At 68.3% G+C, this 17300-nt stretch carries 15 protein-coding genes; 4 read left to right on the top strand and 11 right to left on the bottom strand.

The genetic code is table 11. The annotated features are described in order from the left end of the window. Nucleotides 1–15: 15 nt before the first annotated feature. The gene (locus tag ACQP0C_RS28990) at nt 16–1149 is read right to left on the bottom strand and encodes a histidinol-phosphate transaminase (RefSeq protein ID WP_433724992.1); all 1134 of its coding nucleotides are present in this window, start codon (nt 1147–1149) and stop codon (nt 16–18) included. Continuing rightward, nucleotides 1146–2483: a histidinol dehydrogenase gene (gene hisD / locus ACQP0C_RS28995; RefSeq protein WP_433724994.1), complete on the bottom strand. Its 1338-nt coding sequence runs from the start codon at nt 2481–2483 to the stop codon at nt 1146–1148. Before hisD ends, ACQP0C_RS28990 begins: the two co-directional genes overlap by 4 nt. A 186-nt stretch (nt 2484–2669) precedes the next feature. Between hisD and ACQP0C_RS29000 the strand changes: the two genes are divergently transcribed. Beyond that, entirely contained in the window at nt 2670–3323 is a 654-nt protein-coding gene (locus ACQP0C_RS29000; protein WP_433724996.1) for a Uma2 family endonuclease, read from the top strand. A 74-nt stretch (nt 3324–3397) separates the two neighbouring features. Here the strand turns inward: ACQP0C_RS29000 and ACQP0C_RS29005 are convergent, their stop codons facing one another. Continuing rightward, a complete protein-coding gene (locus tag ACQP0C_RS29005; RefSeq protein WP_433724998.1) occupies nt 3398–3685 on the bottom strand; it encodes a putative quinol monooxygenase in 288 nt (95 codons plus the stop codon). Nucleotides 3686–3733: 48 nt separating this feature from the next. Further along, nucleotides 3734–4768: an aldo/keto reductase gene (locus ACQP0C_RS29010; RefSeq protein WP_433725000.1), complete on the bottom strand. Its 1035-nt coding sequence runs from the start codon at nt 4766–4768 to the stop codon at nt 3734–3736. 140 nt (nt 4769–4908) lie between these two features. Between ACQP0C_RS29010 and ACQP0C_RS29015 the strand changes: the two genes are divergently transcribed. Beyond that, a complete protein-coding gene (locus ACQP0C_RS29015; RefSeq protein ID WP_433725002.1) occupies nt 4909–5772 on the top strand; it encodes a helix-turn-helix transcriptional regulator in 864 nt (287 codons plus the stop codon). Here the strand turns inward: ACQP0C_RS29015 and ACQP0C_RS29020 are convergent, their stop codons facing one another. The 5 genes from ACQP0C_RS29020 to ACQP0C_RS29040 form a co-directional block, all read right to left on the bottom strand. Then, nucleotides 5773–7437 (bottom strand): serine/threonine-protein kinase, encoded by a 1665-nt coding sequence (locus ACQP0C_RS29020; protein ID WP_433725004.1) that lies wholly within the window; start codon nt 7435–7437, stop codon nt 5773–5775. It lies immediately after the preceding gene. 103 nt (nt 7438–7540) lie between these two features. Next, nucleotides 7541–9292, bottom strand: a complete 1752-nt coding sequence (locus ACQP0C_RS29025) for a penicillin-binding transpeptidase domain-containing protein (RefSeq protein WP_433725006.1) — start codon at nt 9290–9292, stop codon at nt 7541–7543. 123 nt (nt 9293–9415) lie between these two features. Then, nucleotides 9416–10303 carry an arylamine N-acetyltransferase family protein gene (locus ACQP0C_RS29030; protein ID WP_433734685.1) on the bottom strand — a complete coding sequence of 296 codons (888 nt, stop codon included), beginning with the start codon at nt 10301–10303 and terminating at the stop codon, nt 9416–9418. A 96-nt stretch (nt 10304–10399) separates the two neighbouring features. After that, on the bottom strand, nt 10400–11401 hold the full coding sequence (locus ACQP0C_RS29035; protein ID WP_433725008.1) for an alpha/beta hydrolase family protein: 1002 nt from the start codon (nt 11399–11401) through the stop codon (nt 10400–10402). A 20-nt stretch (nt 11402–11421) separates the two neighbouring features. Beyond that, complete coding sequence (locus ACQP0C_RS29040; protein WP_433725010.1) at nt 11422–12633, bottom strand: MFS transporter; 1212 nt, start codon at nt 12631–12633, stop codon at nt 11422–11424. A gap of 111 nt (nt 12634–12744) precedes the next feature. Between ACQP0C_RS29040 and ACQP0C_RS29045 the strand changes: the two genes are divergently transcribed. Together ACQP0C_RS29045 and ACQP0C_RS29050 are read left to right on the top strand one after the other, a co-directional pair. Next, nucleotides 12745–13092: an ArsR/SmtB family transcription factor gene (locus ACQP0C_RS29045; protein ID WP_433725012.1), complete on the top strand. Its 348-nt coding sequence runs from the start codon at nt 12745–12747 to the stop codon at nt 13090–13092. Nucleotides 13093–13149: 57 nt separating this feature from the next. After that, nucleotides 13150–14328, top strand: a complete 1179-nt coding sequence (locus tag ACQP0C_RS29050; RefSeq protein ID WP_433725014.1) for a winged helix DNA-binding domain-containing protein — start codon at nt 13150–13152, stop codon at nt 14326–14328. A 101-nt stretch (nt 14329–14429) separates the two neighbouring features. On the opposite strand, the gene nadC is transcribed toward ACQP0C_RS29050, so the two are convergent. Both nadC and ACQP0C_RS29060 read right to left on the bottom strand, forming a co-directional pair. Continuing rightward, nucleotides 14430–15290 carry a carboxylating nicotinate-nucleotide diphosphorylase gene (gene nadC / locus ACQP0C_RS29055; RefSeq protein ID WP_433725016.1) on the bottom strand — a complete coding sequence of 287 codons (861 nt, stop codon included), beginning with the start codon at nt 15288–15290 and terminating at the stop codon, nt 14430–14432. A 142-nt stretch (nt 15291–15432) separates the two neighbouring features. Further along, nucleotides 15433–17187, bottom strand: a complete 1755-nt coding sequence (locus ACQP0C_RS29060) for an L-aspartate oxidase (protein WP_433725018.1) — start codon at nt 17185–17187, stop codon at nt 15433–15435. Between the last annotated feature and the right edge of the window lie 113 nt (nt 17188–17300).

Here is a 17300-nt window from a genome sequence, read left to right on the forward strand (position 1 = left end):
CCTCCACAGGCGGATTCATCGAATGGTGAGGTCGGTATCGGCGAGTGTGCCGCTGACGCGCAGGAATTCGTCGTTCTCGGCGGCAAGGCCGATGGTGGCGCGCAGATATCCGGGAAGGCCGACATCGCGGATCAGCACGCCGCGGTCCAGATAGTGCTGCCAGGCGCGGGGTGCGTCGGCGAAGCGGCCGAAGAGCAGGAAGTTCGCATCGCTGGGGATCACGTCGAAACCCATGGCGCGCAACGCTTCCGCGACGCGGTCGCGCTGCGATGCCAATTCCGCGACGCTGGCCAGGGTTTCGTCGGCGTGCCGCAGGGCCGCGCGGGCGGCGGCCTGGGTGACCACCGACAGGTGGTACGGCAGCCGCACCAGCAGCATGGCGTCGATCACCGCCGGGGCGGCGACCAGGTAGCCGAGGCGCCCGCCCGCGAAGGCGAATGCCTTGCTCATGGTCCGGGTGACCACGAGTTTCGTCGGATGCCGATCGATCAGGGCGATCGCGCTCGGCTCGGCGGAGAACTCGCCGTAGGCCTCGTCGACCACCACGATGCCCGGCGCGGCGGCCAGGATCCGGGCCAGATCGGCCTGCGGAATGCTGTGTCCGGTCGGGTTGTTGGGGCTGGTCACGAAGACCACGTCGGGACGGCGCTCGGCGATGGCGGTGAGCGCGTAGTCGATATCGAGGGAGAAGTCGGCATTGCGCTCGGCCTCGACCCATTCGGTATCGATGCCCTCGGAGATGATCGGATGCATCGAGTAGGACGGGACGAAACCCAAGGCGCTGCGGCCGGGTCCGCCGAAGGCCTGCAGCAGTTGCTGCAGGATCTCGTTGGAGCCATTGGCCGCCCACACATTGGCCGTGCTCACCGCGACGCCGGTCTGGCGGGTCAGATATTCGGCCAGATCGGTGCGCAGGGCGACGGCGTCGCGGTCCGGGTAGCGGTGCAGATCGGTGGCGGCGGCGCGGATGGATTCGGCGACGTCGTCGATGAGGGCCTTGCTGGGCGGGTGCGGGTTCTCATTGGTGTTCAGCTGCACCGGAACCGTCAATTGTGGTGCGCCATAAGGCTTTTTGCCGCGCAGGTTGTCGCGCAGCGGTAACTGGTCCAGGCTGACGTCGGCACCGGGCACGGTGATCTCGGGGGTCATGCCAGTGCCTCGAATCGCGCCTGCACGGCCTGACCGTGTGCGGGCAGGTCCTCGGCATTGGCCAGGGCGACCACGTGTCCGGCGACATCTTTCAGTGCGGCCTCGGTGTACTCGACGACGTGGATGCCGCGCAGGAAGGTCTGCACGCTCAGCCCCGACGAGTGCCGCGCGCAACCCGCGGTCGGCAGTACGTGATTGGAGCCCGCGCAGTAGTCGCCCAGGCTGACCGGGGCGTACGCGCCGACGAAAATCGCTCCGGCACTGCGCACTCGGGCCGCGACGGCCGGGGCGTCGGCGGTCTGGATCTCCAGGTGTTCGGCGGCGTAGGCGTTGACGACGCGCAGGCCCTGGTCGATATCGTCGACGAGGACGATGCCGGACTGTTTGCCGGACAATGCCTCTCGTACCCGGTGTGCGTGTTTGACCACGGTCATCTGGGTGGTGAGCGCGGCATCGACCGCATCGGCCAGGTCGACGCTGTCGGTGACCAGCACGCTGGCCGCGAGCACATCGTGTTCGGCCTGGCTGATCAGATCGGCGGCAACGTGCACCGGATCGGCGGCGGCATCGGCCAGGATGGCGATTTCGGTGGGGCCCGCCTCGGCGTCGATACCGACCAGGCCGCGGCACAGGCGCTTGGCGGCGGTCACATAGATATTGCCGGGACCGGTGATCAGGTCGACCGGCTCGAGCTGGGTGCCATCGGTATCGGTGCCGCCGTAGGAGAGCAGCGCGACCGCCTGCGCACCGCCGACGGCCCACACCTCCTCGACGCCGAGCAGCTTCGCGGCCGCCAGGATTGTCGGATGCGGTAGCCCGCCGAACTGCGCCTGCGGCGGCGAGGCCACCACCAGCGAGTCGACGCCCGCCGCCTGCGCGGGCACCACATTCATCACGACGCTCGACGGGTAGACGGCATTGCCGCCCGGCACATAGAGACCGACCCGCTCGACCGGCACCCAGCGCTCGGTGACGGTACCGCCGGGCACCACCTCGGTGGTGGTGTCGGTACGCCGCTGATCGGCGTGCACCTTGCGGGTCCGCTCGATCGCGACCTCCAGCGCGGTGCGCACGGCCGGATCCAAGTTCTCCAACGCGGCGTCCAGCTCGGCCGCGGGCACCCGCACGCTCGGCGGAATCACCCCGTCGAACTTCTCACCGAACTCGAGCGCCGCCGCGACCCCACGATCCCGGATCGCCTCCACCACCGGGCGCACCTGATGCAGCACCGAGTCCACGTCGACTCCCCCGCGCGGCAGCGCGGTGCGCAGCTCGGCAGCGGAGGGAGTACGGCCGCGTAGATCAACGCGGGCGAGCTCGATGCGGGATGTCATGAGGTCTGCGATCCTGTCTGTCCTGATCCTTGGACGCCGGTCCCCCGACGCCGAGCGGTCGGTTTCCTCCGCTCCGCTCCAGCTACCAGCCTATCGGTCGCATGCCACCGGTTATCCGCTGCGGTCGTCACGACGCCGGTTTCGGAATCCTCGCTGCCGTACGGCGAGCCTGACTACTATGGCGGCATGTCCATTCCGCACGTTCAGCGGCCCGACCTCCCCGAATACATGACCTGGGAGGAGTTGGAGCGACTTCCCGAGGAGATCGCCGAGCAGATCGAGCTATGGGATGGACGGGTGGTGTGGGTTCGGCGTGGGCCTTCCGAACACCAGGTGTTCACGGCACGCCTGTTCGCCGCACTCGAGCGCTGCGGGCGTAAAGACATGTCCAGTCACTCAGAGCGCTGCTGGCGCGTCGGTTTGGAAACCAATGTCTTTCTGGGCCGCACTGGAAAATCCGACTTCTTGACTCCCGACTTCCTCGTGCACCGCTGCCTCGAATCGCCGTATCAGGATGTCCGCAGCGGCGATGTGCTGCTCGTCGGCGAAGTCCTGTCCCCGTCCAACACCCAGACCGATATCGAGGCAAAGAAGGGGCGCTACGCGAGCGCCGGAATTCCCTGGTACTGGGAAGTGCACCTGGCTCGCGAAGCAAGTGCGATTGCCATCGTGCGCGCCTACGCCCTCGAGACCAGGCCTGGCGAGCTGCCGGACGGAGTTCACCCGCTACGTTCGGCCAACTACCTGCTTGCAGGTGAATGGACCCCTGACAACACCGACGACATCGAGATCGACTTCCCCTTCCCGATTCAGATCCCCTGGAGCGAACTCGAATATTGATCACCGTGTCAGGTGCGGCTGCGGAGTTCGGGTAGACCGTTGCCTGCCCCGAGTGTTCGGGGCAGGCGGGCCGGTCAGGCGGCGACGAGGCGTTTGATCACCATGGGCTCGGCGAGGATTTGGGCGAGCACGTCGCGGACGTGGAAGAAGTGTGGGGTCGCGAAGTGTTCGTCGAGAGCCTCCGGGCCGGTCCACTCCTCGACCAGGACCATGCGCGACGGATCGTTGGGGTCGGTGTAGGGCTGGTAGGCGAGACACCCGGGTTCGGCGAGGGAGGGTTCGATCATCGCTTCGAGGGCGGTGCGGAGGCGGTCCTCCTGTCCGCTGGAGGCTCGGAATTCGGCGACCACGTGCAGTGTCATTTCGGTGTCCTGTCAAGAGTTTCGGCGCAGGGCCGGGGGTGATGGGGATCAGGCGTGGGCCGGGCCGGTGCCCGCGCCGGTTTCGGTGATGGCGGTGGTGATATCGGCGAGGTCGGCGGCGGTCAGCCGCAGGGCGTCGGCGCCGATCCAACCGTCGATCTGCGCGACGTTGCGGGCGCCGACGATCGCGCCGGTTACGCCGGGCCATGCGGTTGCCCAGGCCAGGGCGACCTCGGCGACGGTTACGCCGTGGCGGGCCGCGATCGGACGCAGTGCGTCGACCAGGGCCAGGTTGGCGGACAGATTGGTGGTGAAGTCCGGGTGGCCGGAGCGCCAGTCGTCGGCGCCGAGCGCGCGGTCGGCGGTGAACGCGCCGGTCAGCAGTCCGGACTGCAGTGGCGAGTAGGCGATGACGCCGGTGCCGTTGTCCTTGGCCCAGGCGATCTCCGGTGCCGCGGCGCGATTGATCGCCGAGAACGGCGGCTGGATGGCATCGACGTGCGCGACCTGCTCGGCGGCGGTGAGCTGGGCGACATCGTGGTTGGACAGGCCGATGGCGCGCACCTTGCCCTCCTTCTTCAGATCCGCCATCACCTGCCAGTACTCCTCCAGCGGAGTGGCCGCGCCGGAGGCGACGCCGTCGGCGCCGTAGACGAAGATCTCGCCGGTGTCGGGCCAATGCACCTGGTAGAGGTCGATGTGGTCGACGCGCAGCCGGCGCAGCGATTGCTCGAGCTCACGGCGCACGACATCGGCACGTACGATCCGGCGCGGCGGTCCGGTGCGGTCGTCGCCCTCGTTCCAGACCAGGCCGGTCTTGGTGAACAGGTACGGCCGCTCGGATTCGGGCATATCGGCCAGTGCCCGGCCGACCAGCTCCTCGGCATGGCCCAGACCGTAGGCGGGCGCGGTGTCGAGCCAGTTGAGTCCGGAATCGATGGCGTGCCGGATGGCGGCGATCGAATCGGCGTCGTCGGTGGCGCCCCAGGAGTACTGCCAACCGGATCCGGCGATCACCCAGGTGCCCAAGCCGAGCGGGGTGATGTTCATTCCGGTGTCGCCGAAGGGGCGGGTGTTGCTCATTGCGTTCTCCGTATCTGTGCCGGATCCGTTCCGGCGTGATCACCACTTTCGACGTGTGCGAGCGCGGTAAACAGCGCCGCGCGAGCCTGGGCACGAGATGACCAGGCTGCGCGGCGGCAACCACCGGGATACTTGATCGTGTGAGTCTGGATCGACGCGCTGAACTCGGCGAATTCCTGCGTTCCCGACGGGCTCGGCTGAGCCCCGAGCAGGTCGGCCTGCCCGATTACGGCAGCCGCCGCCGGGTTCCCGGCCTGCGCCGCGAAGAACTGGCCATGCTGGCCGGAGTCAGCGTGGACCACTATGTCCGCCTGGAACAGGGCCGCACGCTGCACTTTTCGGAATCGGTGCTGGATGCTGTCGCGCAGGCGCTGCGGCTGAATCAGGTGGAGCGCGAACACCTGTATCGACTGGCCCGGCCCTGGTCCGGTGATGAGCCGCAATCGGAACAGCAGGTCCGCCCCGGACTGCGCCGACTACTGGACGCCGCCGCCGATGTGCCCGCCTACATTGTGGGCCGAGGCACCGATGTGCTCGCGTGGAATCCGCTGGCCGCCGCGCTCATCACCGACTTCGGCGCGCTACCGCCCCGCGAACGCAATCTGGCCAGGCTGGTCTTTCTCGACGAGGGCATGCGCGAGCTCTACGAGGATTGGCCGGCCAAGGCCGCCGATGTCGTGGCATACCTGCGTCTGGACATGGCCCGCAATCCAGGTGATGCCGCAATCGCTTCGCTCATCGAGGAATTGAGCGCGACCTCCGCCGCCTTTCGCGATACCTGGGAGCGGCACGAGCTCAAGGACAAGACGCATGGGCAGTACGTGTACCTGCATCCGGTGGTCGGCAGGCTCGACCTGGGTTACGAAACCCTGCGCTTGCCCGACGATCCGGATCAGGCGCTGATCATGCACACCACCGAACCGGATTCGCCGAGCGCGACCGCCCTTGCGCTGCTGGCGAATTGGGCGCACTCTACGGTGCGGTCCGGTTCCGCTGGGCAATGACTAGCGGGCGTCGCCGCTGCGCGTATCGCTATCGATGAGTGGGGCGCCGTTGCCGGGGTTGATCAACCGCAGCGTCACCGATCTGCTCTGGCCCGCATAGGTCACGCTGGCCACATTGATTTCCACTGAACCGTCCGGGTTGGTGCCGGTACCACCACCGGCCGCATCAACAGTGTTGAAGCCCGTGACCCGATTCTGCGTCCAGTAATCCTGGAAGGCTGACTGACTGCCGTAGACCCGCTGAGCAGCGGGAGTCAACTGTCTCCAGGCATCCGCGAACCTCAGATAGATGAGGTTGTTGTAGAAGTCCACCACTTGATCGATGGATTGCCGCGAATCTGCCGGGCCGACGCTCTTCGTCTGCCCCGGCGCGCCGGCCGCAGCCGTGGAAGTGGTGCCCTTCGAGGCCGACGACGACGGCGGACTCGCCTGCACCGACGGTGTGTTGCTGCCCGACTGGTTCAGCGCGCCGATGAGAATGGCCACGACGGCCACCACCGCACCGATGCTCGCGCCGATCAGGACCGCCTTGCGCTTACCGCCGGACTGGCGCGGCACCGGCCGCGGCTGCGCGGTCGTGCGCGGATGTGCCGCGGTGCGCGGGTGTGTCGAGCCATTGTCGGAGTTGTTGGGGCGAACGGTATTTCGCGGCGGCGGCGCCGGACGCGGCTGCCGTGCTGTGGGCTGATACTCCGGCGTCGGGTTCGCGGGCGGCCGCAGGGTGCGGGTGGCGGATTCGCCGTGGCGGGCGAAGGCCTCACTGGCGGGGATGAATCCGGCGTGCACCGACGCCGAACCCGAGTCGGCGAGTGCGGACAGGTGTTCGCGGGCCGCACGCATGGTCGGCCGGTCGCCGGGGTCGGGGCTGAGCAGATCCAGCAGGAAGTCGGTGGCCGGGCCCGCATGACGCGGTTCGCTCACCTGACCGTTCGCCGCGGCGTAGAGCACGGCCAGCGGATTGGCGCTGGAACCGTACGGCGGTTCGCCCTCCAGCGCGTGGAAAAGCGTTGCTCCCAAGGCGAATACGTCGGCGGCGGGCGTCGGGTCGGCGCCGCGCGCGACCTCGGGCGCGAGGTAGGCGGCGGTACCGCAGATCAGACCGGTTTCGGTGAGGGTGACGTCACCGGTGGCGCGGGAGATGCCGAAGTCGGTGATCTTCACGGTGCCGGTGTCGTCGAGCAGGATATTGCCCGGCTTGACGTCGCGGTGCACGATCCCGGCGTGGTGCGCGGCGATCAATGCCGAGGCGACCTGCTCGCCGATCCGCGCGACCTGGGTCAGCGGCAGCATGCCCTGCGCCGAGATCACCCCGGCCAGACTCTTCGACTTCAGATACTCCATCACCAGGCACGGGTCACCGTTGTGCTCGGTGATATCGAAGACCACGATCGCATTCGGATGCTGGAAGCGGGCCGCATTGCGGGCCTCGCGGAACGCGCGTTGACGCACCACATCGCGCTCGGCTTCCGGCAGGCTGGGCTTGATGTGGATCTGCTTCACCGCGACCGAGCGCTGCAGGCGTTCGTCGATGGCACGCCAAACCACGCCTGTGCCGCCGCTACCAATCCGCTCGACCAGGCGGTAGTGCTCCGCGATCAATTGACCGGTATCGATGGCGCCTACTCCGAACCTTCTCGAAATCGTGACATCACGCGTATTGACCATCAACGCGTTCCGTCGACGAGTGTAGCGGTGCGCAATCCTCGGCACGCGGCTGCGGGGGTATATTCGCCGCCCACATCGCACCGTGCGCGGCTGCCATGCTAGTTCAAGGCCGCGCCCGCAGCATACGACCGGCCGCCTGCACGGCCGGAGCCGAACTGTTCGCATCGCTGACGAACACGGCGAAGGCCAGGTCACCGTCGATTCCGACGAACCAACCGTGCGCATGTTGGTCATCGATGTACTCGGCGGTGCCGGTCTTGCCGATCAGGCCGGGGATATCCCGCAGCGCGGTCGCGGTGCCCCCGGTGATGGTCTCGCGCATCATCGTTTTCAGCTGCTCATCGATCGTCGGCGGCAAGGGCGCCGGGGTGCGGTCGGCGACGCCGGGCTGTCCGTTGACCACCATCGGCAGCGGCATCGATCCGCGCGCGATGGACGCGGCGAGCAGTGCCATGCCGAACGGCGATGCGGTCACCTTGCCCTGGCCGATGCCGGACTCCACCCGCAGCGCCGGGGTGTCGGCGGTCGGCACCTTGCCGGTGACGGTGGTCAGACCGGGTGTGACGAAGTCGATGCCGAGGCCGAGTTGTGCCGCGGCATCGCTCAGGCCGTTGGGTGGGAGATTCGCCGCGAGTTGGCCCATAGTGGTGTTGCAGGACTGGGCGAAGGCGGTGTGCAGCGCCACATTGCCCAGATCGAAGTTGTTGTCGTTGGGGATGCGGCGGTCCTCGATATTCGCGGTGGCCGGACATGGCAATACGGTGTCCGGGGTCACCGCGCCGGATTGCAGTGCGGCGGAGACGGTGACCGTCTTGAAGGTCGAACCGGGCGGATACAGGCCGGTGAGCGCGATCGGGCCTTGGGCGTCGGCGGCCGCGCTCTGTGCGATGGCGAGCACCTTTCCAGTGGAGGGCTGCAATGCGACGATCGCGGCGGGCTGGGTGATCGGCGTCAGTGCGCTCTCCGCGGCGCGCAGCAGATCGGTGTCGAGGGTGGTCACGATGTCCGCGGTGGGTTTGGGATCTTGGCCGGCGACGCGTTCGGTGCCGTCGGCGGTCTGCGCCCGGATCGCCCAGCCAGCGGCCGTATCGTCCGCGCTCTGCCACAGGTCGGCCAAGCCGGACAGGACCGGTGAGGCGAGGGATTTGTCGGTGGCGAGCAGGCGGGTCTGCGGTGCGAGGGTGACGCCGGGAATCGCGGCCAGCGCGGTCTGGATCGGCGCGATATCGGCGTCGCGCAAGGTGACCGCGGTGATCGACTTGCCCTGCGCGGCAGCCAGATCCGATTGCAGCGACGGCGCGGTGATGCCCGCCGCGACGGGGCCGAGCACGCCAGCCAGCGCGGCGGTGTCCGCGCCGGGGGCGACGTTGACCAGGGTTACCACCTGCTCGGTCATCAACTCACCGCCCGATGACTCGAGGATGCGGGCGGGCTTCGGGTAGGTGGTGCTGTAGGTCAGCGATCCCTTGGCGAGGCCGGGCGCGATGGCGTCGGGATCCCATTTGACCTTCCAGCCGTCGCCGGAATCGCTGGCGGTGCCATTGGTGGTGTAGCTCCACTCGTTCTTGCCGTCCTTGCCGAGTTTCCAGGTGGCGGCGAGGGTGAAGGAGTTCTTATCGGCGGTGCGGACCTCGAATTTCACCTCCTTGCCCAGCCCGTCGTAGAGCTTGCCCAGTGCATCGGAGGCCCTGGCCGGATCGTCGGTGAGTGCCGCGGCAGCGGCGACATCGTCCCGGTTGAGCGCATCGGCGAACTGCCCCGCGACGGTGTCGGGCTGGTCCGGTGCGGAACTGCAGCAGGTCAAGGCCAGGGCGGGGGCCGCGAACAGGACGAGGAGATTCCGGTATGCGCGCACCTGGCCGACTCTAACCGCCCATGGCGACCAGCCTGGGTAACCCACACGGAGTGCTTGCCCGGCATCTCGCACACCTTGTCGGCCTTCGCGCCGGGACCGGGGCGAAGGCCGACAAAGGTGCGATCAGGCGAGCCAGGGGGCCTTGGCGAGCACGGCGGCGTCGGATTCGGCGAGGTCGATATCGAACACTTCAGTGAGGAGCTTGGGCAGTTCGGCAGGTTCGAGTTCGCGGGTCTCGCTGGACCCGTCGGGGCGTTCGGCAATGAGGGTGAGACCGTCCAGGACGTAGTGGACGTCCGGGAGGAAACGCTGGACGAACGGACGCGTGGTGAACGGCGAGCGCGGCGATGTCGACACGAAGTGGTTGCCGACCGCGAAATCCATGCGGTACTGCGGGTTCAGCGTGAAGGTGTAGCGGTCGATCCAGCCCTGGCGACCGAATTCGTGCAGCACCCACAGGTCGCTGTCGAGTTCGCCGGTGGTGTGTTCGAGCCGGAATCGCCACTCGCCGAGCGCGAATTCACCGCCCTCGACCAGTTCGTAGGGGGCGAGCGGGCCGGAGCCGAAACCTACGTCGCAGAGCCAGACCCGGTCGTCGTCGCTGGTGGTGACGCGCAGCAGGGCGTGCGTCGCGGGACGCAGGCCGCCGGGCGCGCCCAGGGTGACCCGGCCGCTCAGACCGGTGACGCCGAAACCGAGCCGTTCCAGTGCGGCGGCGAACAGGCCGACGTTCTCATAGCAGTAGCCGCCGCGACGCTGCCGGATCATCTTGTTCTGCAAAGCTTCCACGTCGAGCAGCACCGGGCGGCCGAGGATGGTCTCCAGGTTCTCGAACGGGATCGTCGTGGTGTGCGCGTAGACCAGGGCGCGCAGCGTGGCCAGCGTCGGGGTGCGGTCGCCGTCATAGCCGATGCGCGCGAGGTAGGCGTCGAGGTCCAATTCCGCCCCGTTCCAGTGGTAGGCGGGGTCGTCCGGCTTGTGCGGACCCTTCGCTAGGCCACTGTCCCCCATCGAATCGCTTCGCGATCCCGTATCCATCGCACCTCTCCTCGTCTCGGTCTGCTCGAATGAACCACACCGGCTCGGCGAGTGTTCCCATGGCCTGATTCAGGCGGCGCATTTGGCGTTCGGCGGGGCGGCGGGGGCCGTGTTTATGCCGCGAGCGATATCGACGAGATAGTCGCGATCGGGTCCGTCGACGGGTTCGGTGCCGATGAGCAGCCGCTCGACGACGCAGCCGCCCTCGAAGTACGCGGGCCCGATGCTGTGATCACCGGGGACCACCGCGCCATACAGGTCGCGGCCGCTGACGATGGTGTACATCGAGGTGGGTTTGCCCGCGGCGAGCAGTCCGGCGCGCACTTCCAGGGTCGACGAATACGGCACCACATCGTCGCTGGTGCCGTGGATGAGGAAGGCGCGTTTCGTGCCCATCCGGGCGGCCAGCAGGGCGGGTGAGCGGTCGGCGTAGGCCTGTGGGCATACCGTCGGGGCACAGCCGCCCGCGTCGCGTTCGACCTGAGCCGGTAGCGCGGGATCGATACCTGCCGAGGTGTACCACATCGTGAAATCGTCCGCGGGACCGTAGTTGTCGACCCAGTAGTCGAATAGTCCCGGTGGGCCGTATGCCGCCGCGAGGCCGCTCATGGTGCCGCCCTGACTCCAGCCCCACAGCACGGTGCGGCCGATCGCGGGGTGTTCGTTCTTGTACCACTGCGTGGCGGTGACGATATCGCGCCAGCCCGCCCACAGATTCCACTCGCCGGTCCGCCACACGCTGGTCGCGCTGCGTGCGTCCATCAACAGGATCGGGGTCGCGGTGCGGCTGGCGATCGAGGTCATATATCCGGCGAAGTCGGCGGAGCTGCCGCCGTGGCCGTGCACCGCGACGACCAGATCGTGCGGCGTCAGGTCGCCCGCCGCACAGCGGTACGGCTCGTATACCCGGCCGGTGGCCTCCTCGCCGTCCACCGTCAGGGTCACCGGCCTGATATCCACCTGGACCGCGCACTCCGGCTCGGCCGAAACGGCCGGTGCGACGAGGCCTGTCGTCGACGCCACGGTGAGCAGCGCACAGCAGGCCATCAGCAGTAGGTATCCGCGCCTCATGCTGGAATGATGGCATGCGGCTATCGTGGTCCGGTGGCAGCGGCGGCGCGCGTCGCGACGAATATCGCACCGGCCACCGCGGCGGCGCCGACCACACCGGCGAAGGTCGTCGCGCCAGCAGGTAAACCAACTGCGTCACTGAGGAATCCGGCCGACAGCGGGAGCACGGCGGCGGGCAGATAGCCGCCGACATTCTGGGCGGCATTGGCCTCGGCGAGCCGATCGGCGGACACATTCGCGCTGATGGCGGTGAGACCGCCGAACTGGCCCATGCCCTGGCCGATTCCGGCGAGTATCGCGGCCGCGGCGAACAGCGCGATCGATGACAGTCGCAGCGCCGAAGCCATGGTGATCATGCTGAGCAGGGTGGCCGCGGCGCTACCGAGCAGGATCGCGCGCAGCCGCAGCCGCCGCACGGCGAATTGAATTCCGGTGGCGCCGAGGAACATCGCGAAGGCCAAGCCGCCCGCGAGCACTCGGTTGGTGGCGCCCAACAGGTTCGACAACAGCGAGGGTCCGAGCGAGAGCACGAACGATGTGGCGGTGATGCCCGGCGCGAAGACCGCAATGCCGAGCAGGACCGCGGTGCGGCCACCCGATGCGACCGCGGGGATGCGGATCCATGGGCCGCGCCCGCCCGCACCCTTGGGCAGGTCGAGGCGGGCAACCACCACGAAAGCCGAAGCGAGCAGGACGATCTCGACAACGAAGATGGTTACGGTCGGGCCGGGAACGGTCTGCGACAGCACACCCGCCAGCAGCGGACCGAAGCCCGCGCCGAGCACCATGGCCGATGACGCCGCCAGTGCGGCAAGGCGTTTGCGATGCGGGCCGCCGATATCGGTCACCGCCGCCATCCCCGCCGATACGGCGGCACCGACCGCGATCCCGGTGAGCAGGCGCGCGATTGCCAGCACCGCAACCGAATTCGCGGTGGCGAACAGTACACAGGCGAGCATCGCGAGGATCACCGCGGGCAGCAGCACCGGTTTGCGTCCGATGCGATCCGAGACCACGCCCGCGACCAGCAGCGCACCGAGCAAACCGGCTATGTAACAGGCGAATACGGCGGTCAGTACGCCGGAGGAGAAGCCGAGTTGATGCTGCCACACCACATACAGCGGTGTCGGTGCGTTCGAGAGCACGAAGACCGCGAGCACGGGCCAGGCCGCCAGCCATACCGTGCCGTTGCGCTCGGCGATCTCGACCTCGGACGCCACGAGTGTCGACATTCCCAACCTCCATCAGTTCGATATTTCTCGTACTGGTACGACGGGAGTCGAACTTAACATCTAGTACGATAGAAGTCGAACTAACGAATTCGAGATCCACAGGAGACCCCGATGCCCGCCACCGACACCGTCGCGACCACGCTGCCCGAGCCCGCGCGCGCGGAGTTGCGGCTGGAAGAGGTGCTCGGCGTGCTCAGTGATCCGCTGCGGCTGAGCATGGTGCAGAAGCTGCTGCTCGAATCCCCCGATACCGATCGCTCCTGCGGCTGGTTCGAGATCGATCGGCCGAAATCGACACTGACGCACCACTTCCGGGTGCTGCGCGAGGCCGGTGTCACCCGCCAGCGACAGTACGGACTCGAGCGCCGCAGCCGGGTCCGGATCGAGGACCTGGAAGCGCGCTTCCCCGGCCTGCTCGATCTGGTGCGCGCCTGGCAACCGGCATTCCGAGCGACATGATCCCGGATGGGTCGCGGGTCGCCGCCGAACGGATCGGCTGGCCGCTAGTATTCGCCTATGCGTTCGATTGATACGGGCGAGCGGCGCGCCCGGCTTGCGCGGCGGCATCGGCTCGCATCGACGCGCCGCACCGACGATGTGGCCGAGATCGTCCGATCCCTCGTCGTGCTGCACGCGACCGATCCGGCGACGGTGTACCTGTCGGTGGGGGCGCGCAGTCTTGCCGCCGAGCCCGCGCATGTCGAGAAGGCGCTGTATGACGATCGGACGCTGCTGCGCATGCTGGCGATGCGGCGCACCATGTTCGTCGCACCGGTCGACTTGGTCCCGGTACTGCAGGCATCCTGCGCGGATGCGTTGGCGCACAAACAACGTCGCACCTACGGCCGATTCATCGAGCAGGCGGGTGTGGTGGACGGCGATGTGCGCGCCTGGCTCGCCGAGGTCGAGGACGCGACACATAAGGCGCTGCTGGCCAGGGGTGCGGCCACCGGCGCACAGCTGAGCAAGGATGTGCCGCTGCTGCGCACCCAGGTGAATCCCGCTCCGGATAAGGCCTATTCGCGTCCGACCTCCATCACCACCTGGGTGCTGGTGATCCTCGGCGTCGAGGGTCGCATCGTGCGCGGCCGTCCCAATGGCAGCTGGACCAGTAGCCAATACACCTGGGCGCCCATGGAATCGTGGCTGCCGCAGGGTGTTGCGACCATCCCCGCCGACGAAGCCCGCGCCGAACTCGTCCGGCAGTGGCTCTACGCCTTCGGCCCGGCCCCCATCACCGATATCAAGTGGTGGACGGGTTGGACTCTCGGCGAGGTCCGCAAGGCTCTCGCCCAACTCGATGTGGTCGAGGTCGATCTCGACGGCGGCACCGGCCTGCTGCTCGCCGAGGATCAGGACCCGACGCCTGAACCCGAACCCTGGGCCGCCCTACTCCCCGCGCTCGACCCCACCCCCATGGGCTGGCAATCCCGCGACTGGTACCTGGGCCCGCACGCCCCGAACCTGTTCGACCGCAACGGGAATGTCGGCCCCACGATCTGGTGGAACGGCCGCGTCGTCGGCGGCTGGGCCCAGCGCAAAGACGGCGAAATCGCCTATCGGCTATTAGAAGACGTCGGCTCGGATGCCGAAACCATGATCGCCGCCGAAGCCGCCCGCACCGGCGAATGGTTCGGAAATGTCCGCGCCATCCCGCGCTTCCGCACGCCCCTGGAACGCGAACTCACCGTCTGATCGGCGCAGGACAGCTATCGAGATGAAGATCCGCTGCCGATGTCGACCGGCGGGGTGGCGGTCCATGCTGGCGATCGCCGAGGGGCGCTGATGGTTGTGTCCTACATGTCGAGGCCGAGGTCGAGGACGCGCACGGAGTGGGTCAGGGCGCCGACGGCCAGGTAGTCGACGCCGGTTCGGGCATAGTCGGCGGCGGCGTCGAGGGTCAGGCCGCCAGAGGATTCCAGTTTGGTGTCGGGCGCCTTGGCGTCGCGGCGTTGGACGGCGGCCTGGGTCTGCCAGAGGGGGAAGTTGTCCAGCAGGACGAGTTCCACGTTCTCGGCCAGGACGGCGTCGAGTTGTTCGAGACTGTCGACCTCGACCTCGCACGCGATATCGGGAGCCAGGTCGCGGACGGCGCGCAGTGCGGCGACGACCGAACCGGCGGCGACGACGTGGTTGTCCTTGATCAAGGCGGCGTCGCCGAGGCCCATGCGGTGGTTGACGCCACCGCCGACGCGGACCGCGTACTTCTGCAGGGCGCGCAGGCCGGGCAGGGTTTTGCGGCTGTCGCGGATGCGGCAGTTGGTGCCCGCCACCGCATCGACCCAGGACGCGGTGGCGCTGGCGATGCCGGAGAGGTGGCAGACCAGGTTGAGCATGGTGCGTTCGGCGGTGAGCAGGCCACGGGTCGGCGCGACCAGCCCGAGCACGCTCTGCCCCGGCTCGACCCGGGTGCCGTCGGCGACTCGATCGGTGATTTCGTAGTTGCCCGCGCCGATCACCTCATCGAGGACGAGCAGTCCGACGTCGAGTCCGGCGACGGTGCCCGGCTGGCGCGAGACCACCGATGCCTTGACCGCCGCGTCGGCGGGAACCGTTGCGGCCGTGGTGATATCGGGGCCATAGCGCAGATCTTCGTCCAGCGCGGTGCGGATCAGCGTCAGCACCTCGTCACGATCCAGGCCGGTATCCAGACCCATCAGTGCACTCCTCGTCCTGCTGCTCGCTCGGTTGGCGAGCAGATCTCACATCGCCGGGCCTTCGTGTCGGCCGGGCCTCGCCGCCCGCCGAAAGCTCGTCTCCTGCGTTGCCGCAACCATGTCCCACCCGCTAATTCGAGCGTCATGAGGCGCTCGGGATGGCATCTTGGGTCCAGTCGCCGAGATCGAGGCCATCGGGCGCCGGGACGGGATGACCTTCGGGGCCCAGACGCACTGCGCGGCTGTGGCGTTGGTGTTCGTCGGAACTCGGATGATCGGAGCGGGTATGGCAGCCGCGGCTTTCGGTGCGGGCCGCCGCGGACAGTAGGAGCACCTGCGCGGTGAGGGTGAGGGCGGCGTCCTCGAATGCGGTGATGCGCTGTGCCGCAGCCGTACTGTTCACATCCCCGGCGCTGTACTCGGCTCCGGTCCCATTCGGTGCTTCAGCGCCGTGTAGCGCGGCGATATCGCTTGGCGCCGTGCCCGTCGTTCCGGCGATGCGATGAGCGGCACCGGTCAACTCGGCACGCAGTCGGGTCGCGGCACTGTGCGATACCGCATCTCGCAATCGCACCGCCGCCTCCGCGAGCCCGGCGGCATCGCGAACCACCGAGGCGTGCGATGTCATCGACTGCTGCACCAGGGCGCGCGCGGCACGCGGCACGGTGTGGAAGGACACCTCCGTCACATGCGCGTCCTCGCCGAGCCGTTCGGCCGCGGCCACCCCGGCCCGTTCGCCGACCACCAGACCCTCGAGCAGACTGTTCGAGGCCAGTCGGTTGGCCCCGTGCAGGCCGGTGCGCGCCACCTCACCCGCGGCGTACAGACCGGGAACCGCGGTCCGGCCGTGGGTATCGGTGACGATTCCGCCGCACTGATAGTGCGCCGCCGGCGCGACCGGGATGAGATCGGTGCGCGGGTCGAGCCCCGCGGCCAGGCAGGACGCGGTGATCGTCGGAAAACGTTGCGGGAAGCCGTCGATCGCACGGGCATCGAGGTAGACGTGATCGGTGCCGAGCGCACGCATCCGTGCGGCGATGGCACGCGACACCACATCGCGGGGTGCCAGATCGCCACGGGGGTGCACACCCGCCGTCACCGCATTCCCTTCGGAATCCACCAGCGTCGCGCCCTCGCCGCGCACTGCCTCGCTGATCAACGGCCTGCGGCCGCGCCCACCCGGGGTGTAGAGGACCGTGGGATGGAATTGCACGAATTCCAGATCGGCCACCGTCGCACCGGCCCACAGCGCCAGCGCGATGCCGTCGGCGGTCGCACCCGGCGGATTCGTGCTCAGCGCGTACAGCTGGCCGAGCCCGCCGGTGGCCAGCAGCACTGCCGGTGCGTGCACGACCCCGAATCCGTTCTCCGACACCGCGATCACGCCCTGCACTCCGGCCCGGCCGGTGACGATCTCCAATGCGGCGGCACCGAACAGGACCGGCAGTCCGGCCGCGTTCAGCGCGCGCTGCACCTCGGCGCCGGTGGCATCGCCTCCGGCATGGATGATCCGCCGCGTGCTGTGCCCGCCCTCACGGGTACGCGAAATCTGGCCGTCCCGACCGAGATCGAAGACGGCGCCGAGATCGGTCAGCGCGGCCACGGCGGCTTGACCGCCGGCCACGATCGATCGCACCGCCGACTCATCGCACAGCCCCGCACCGGCCTCGACGGTGTCGCGCACATGCGATTCCACCGAATCCTCATGTGGCGCGACGACGGCGATACCGCCCTGGGCGTACTGGGTCGCGGTATCCATCGGCCCGCCCTTGCTGAGGATCAGCACTCGCAACCCGCGCAGCGACGCCGTGCGTGCCGCGGTCAACCCGGCGACGCCGCCGCCGACCACCACCAGATCGGCCTCGGCTTCCCAGTCGATCCGCGGCGCGGTGCTCATGCGCCCCTGCCCTTCTCAACGAGCAACGGCGTCCGGTCGACACCGAAGGCGGCGCTACCGGCCGCCTCGGCGGTCATTGCGCACCGCCACTCCGGACGAGTGCGCATACCGCA

The sequence above is a fragment of the Nocardia sp. CA-129566 genome (genome assembly GCF_050956075.1).
In the GTDB taxonomy this organism is placed as follows: Bacteria; Actinomycetota; Actinomycetes; order Mycobacteriales; family Mycobacteriaceae; genus Nocardia.

Coding starts and splice junctions, on each gene's coding strand:
- ACQP0C_RS29020 (WP_433725004.1), bottom strand. CDS start 7,437: ATGGTCAATACGCGTGATGTCACGATTTCGAGAAGGTTCGGAGTAGGC.
- ACQP0C_RS29000 (WP_433724996.1), top strand. CDS start 2,670: ATGTCCATTCCGCACGTTCAGCGGCCCGACCTCCCCGAATACATGACC.
- ACQP0C_RS29010 (WP_433725000.1), bottom strand. CDS start 4,768: ATGAGCAACACCCGCCCCTTCGGCGACACCGGAATGAACATCACCCCG.
- hisD (WP_433724994.1), bottom strand. CDS start 2,483: ATGACATCCCGCATCGAGCTCGCCCGCGTTGATCTACGCGGCCGTACT.
- ACQP0C_RS29050 (WP_433725014.1), top strand. CDS start 13,150: ATGCGTTCGATTGATACGGGCGAGCGGCGCGCCCGGCTTGCGCGGCGG.
- ACQP0C_RS29040 (WP_433725010.1), bottom strand. CDS start 12,633: ATGTCGACACTCGTGGCGTCCGAGGTCGAGATCGCCGAGCGCAACGGC.
- nadC (WP_433725016.1), bottom strand. CDS start 15,290: ATGGGTCTGGATACCGGCCTGGATCGTGACGAGGTGCTGACGCTGATC.
- ACQP0C_RS29045 (WP_433725012.1), top strand. CDS start 12,745: ATGCCCGCCACCGACACCGTCGCGACCACGCTGCCCGAGCCCGCGCGC.
- ACQP0C_RS29030 (WP_433734685.1), bottom strand. CDS start 10,303: ATGGGGGACAGTGGCCTAGCGAAGGGTCCGCACAAGCCGGACGACCCC.
- ACQP0C_RS29060 (WP_433725018.1), bottom strand. CDS start 17,187: ATGAGCACCGCGCCGCGGATCGACTGGGAAGCCGAGGCCGATCTGGTG.
- ACQP0C_RS29035 (WP_433725008.1), bottom strand. CDS start 11,401: ATGAGGCGCGGATACCTACTGCTGATGGCCTGCTGTGCGCTGCTCACC.
- ACQP0C_RS28990 (WP_433724992.1), bottom strand. CDS start 1,149: ATGACCCCCGAGATCACCGTGCCCGGTGCCGACGTCAGCCTGGACCAG.
- ACQP0C_RS29005 (WP_433724998.1), bottom strand. CDS start 3,685: ATGACACTGCACGTGGTCGCCGAATTCCGAGCCTCCAGCGGACAGGAG.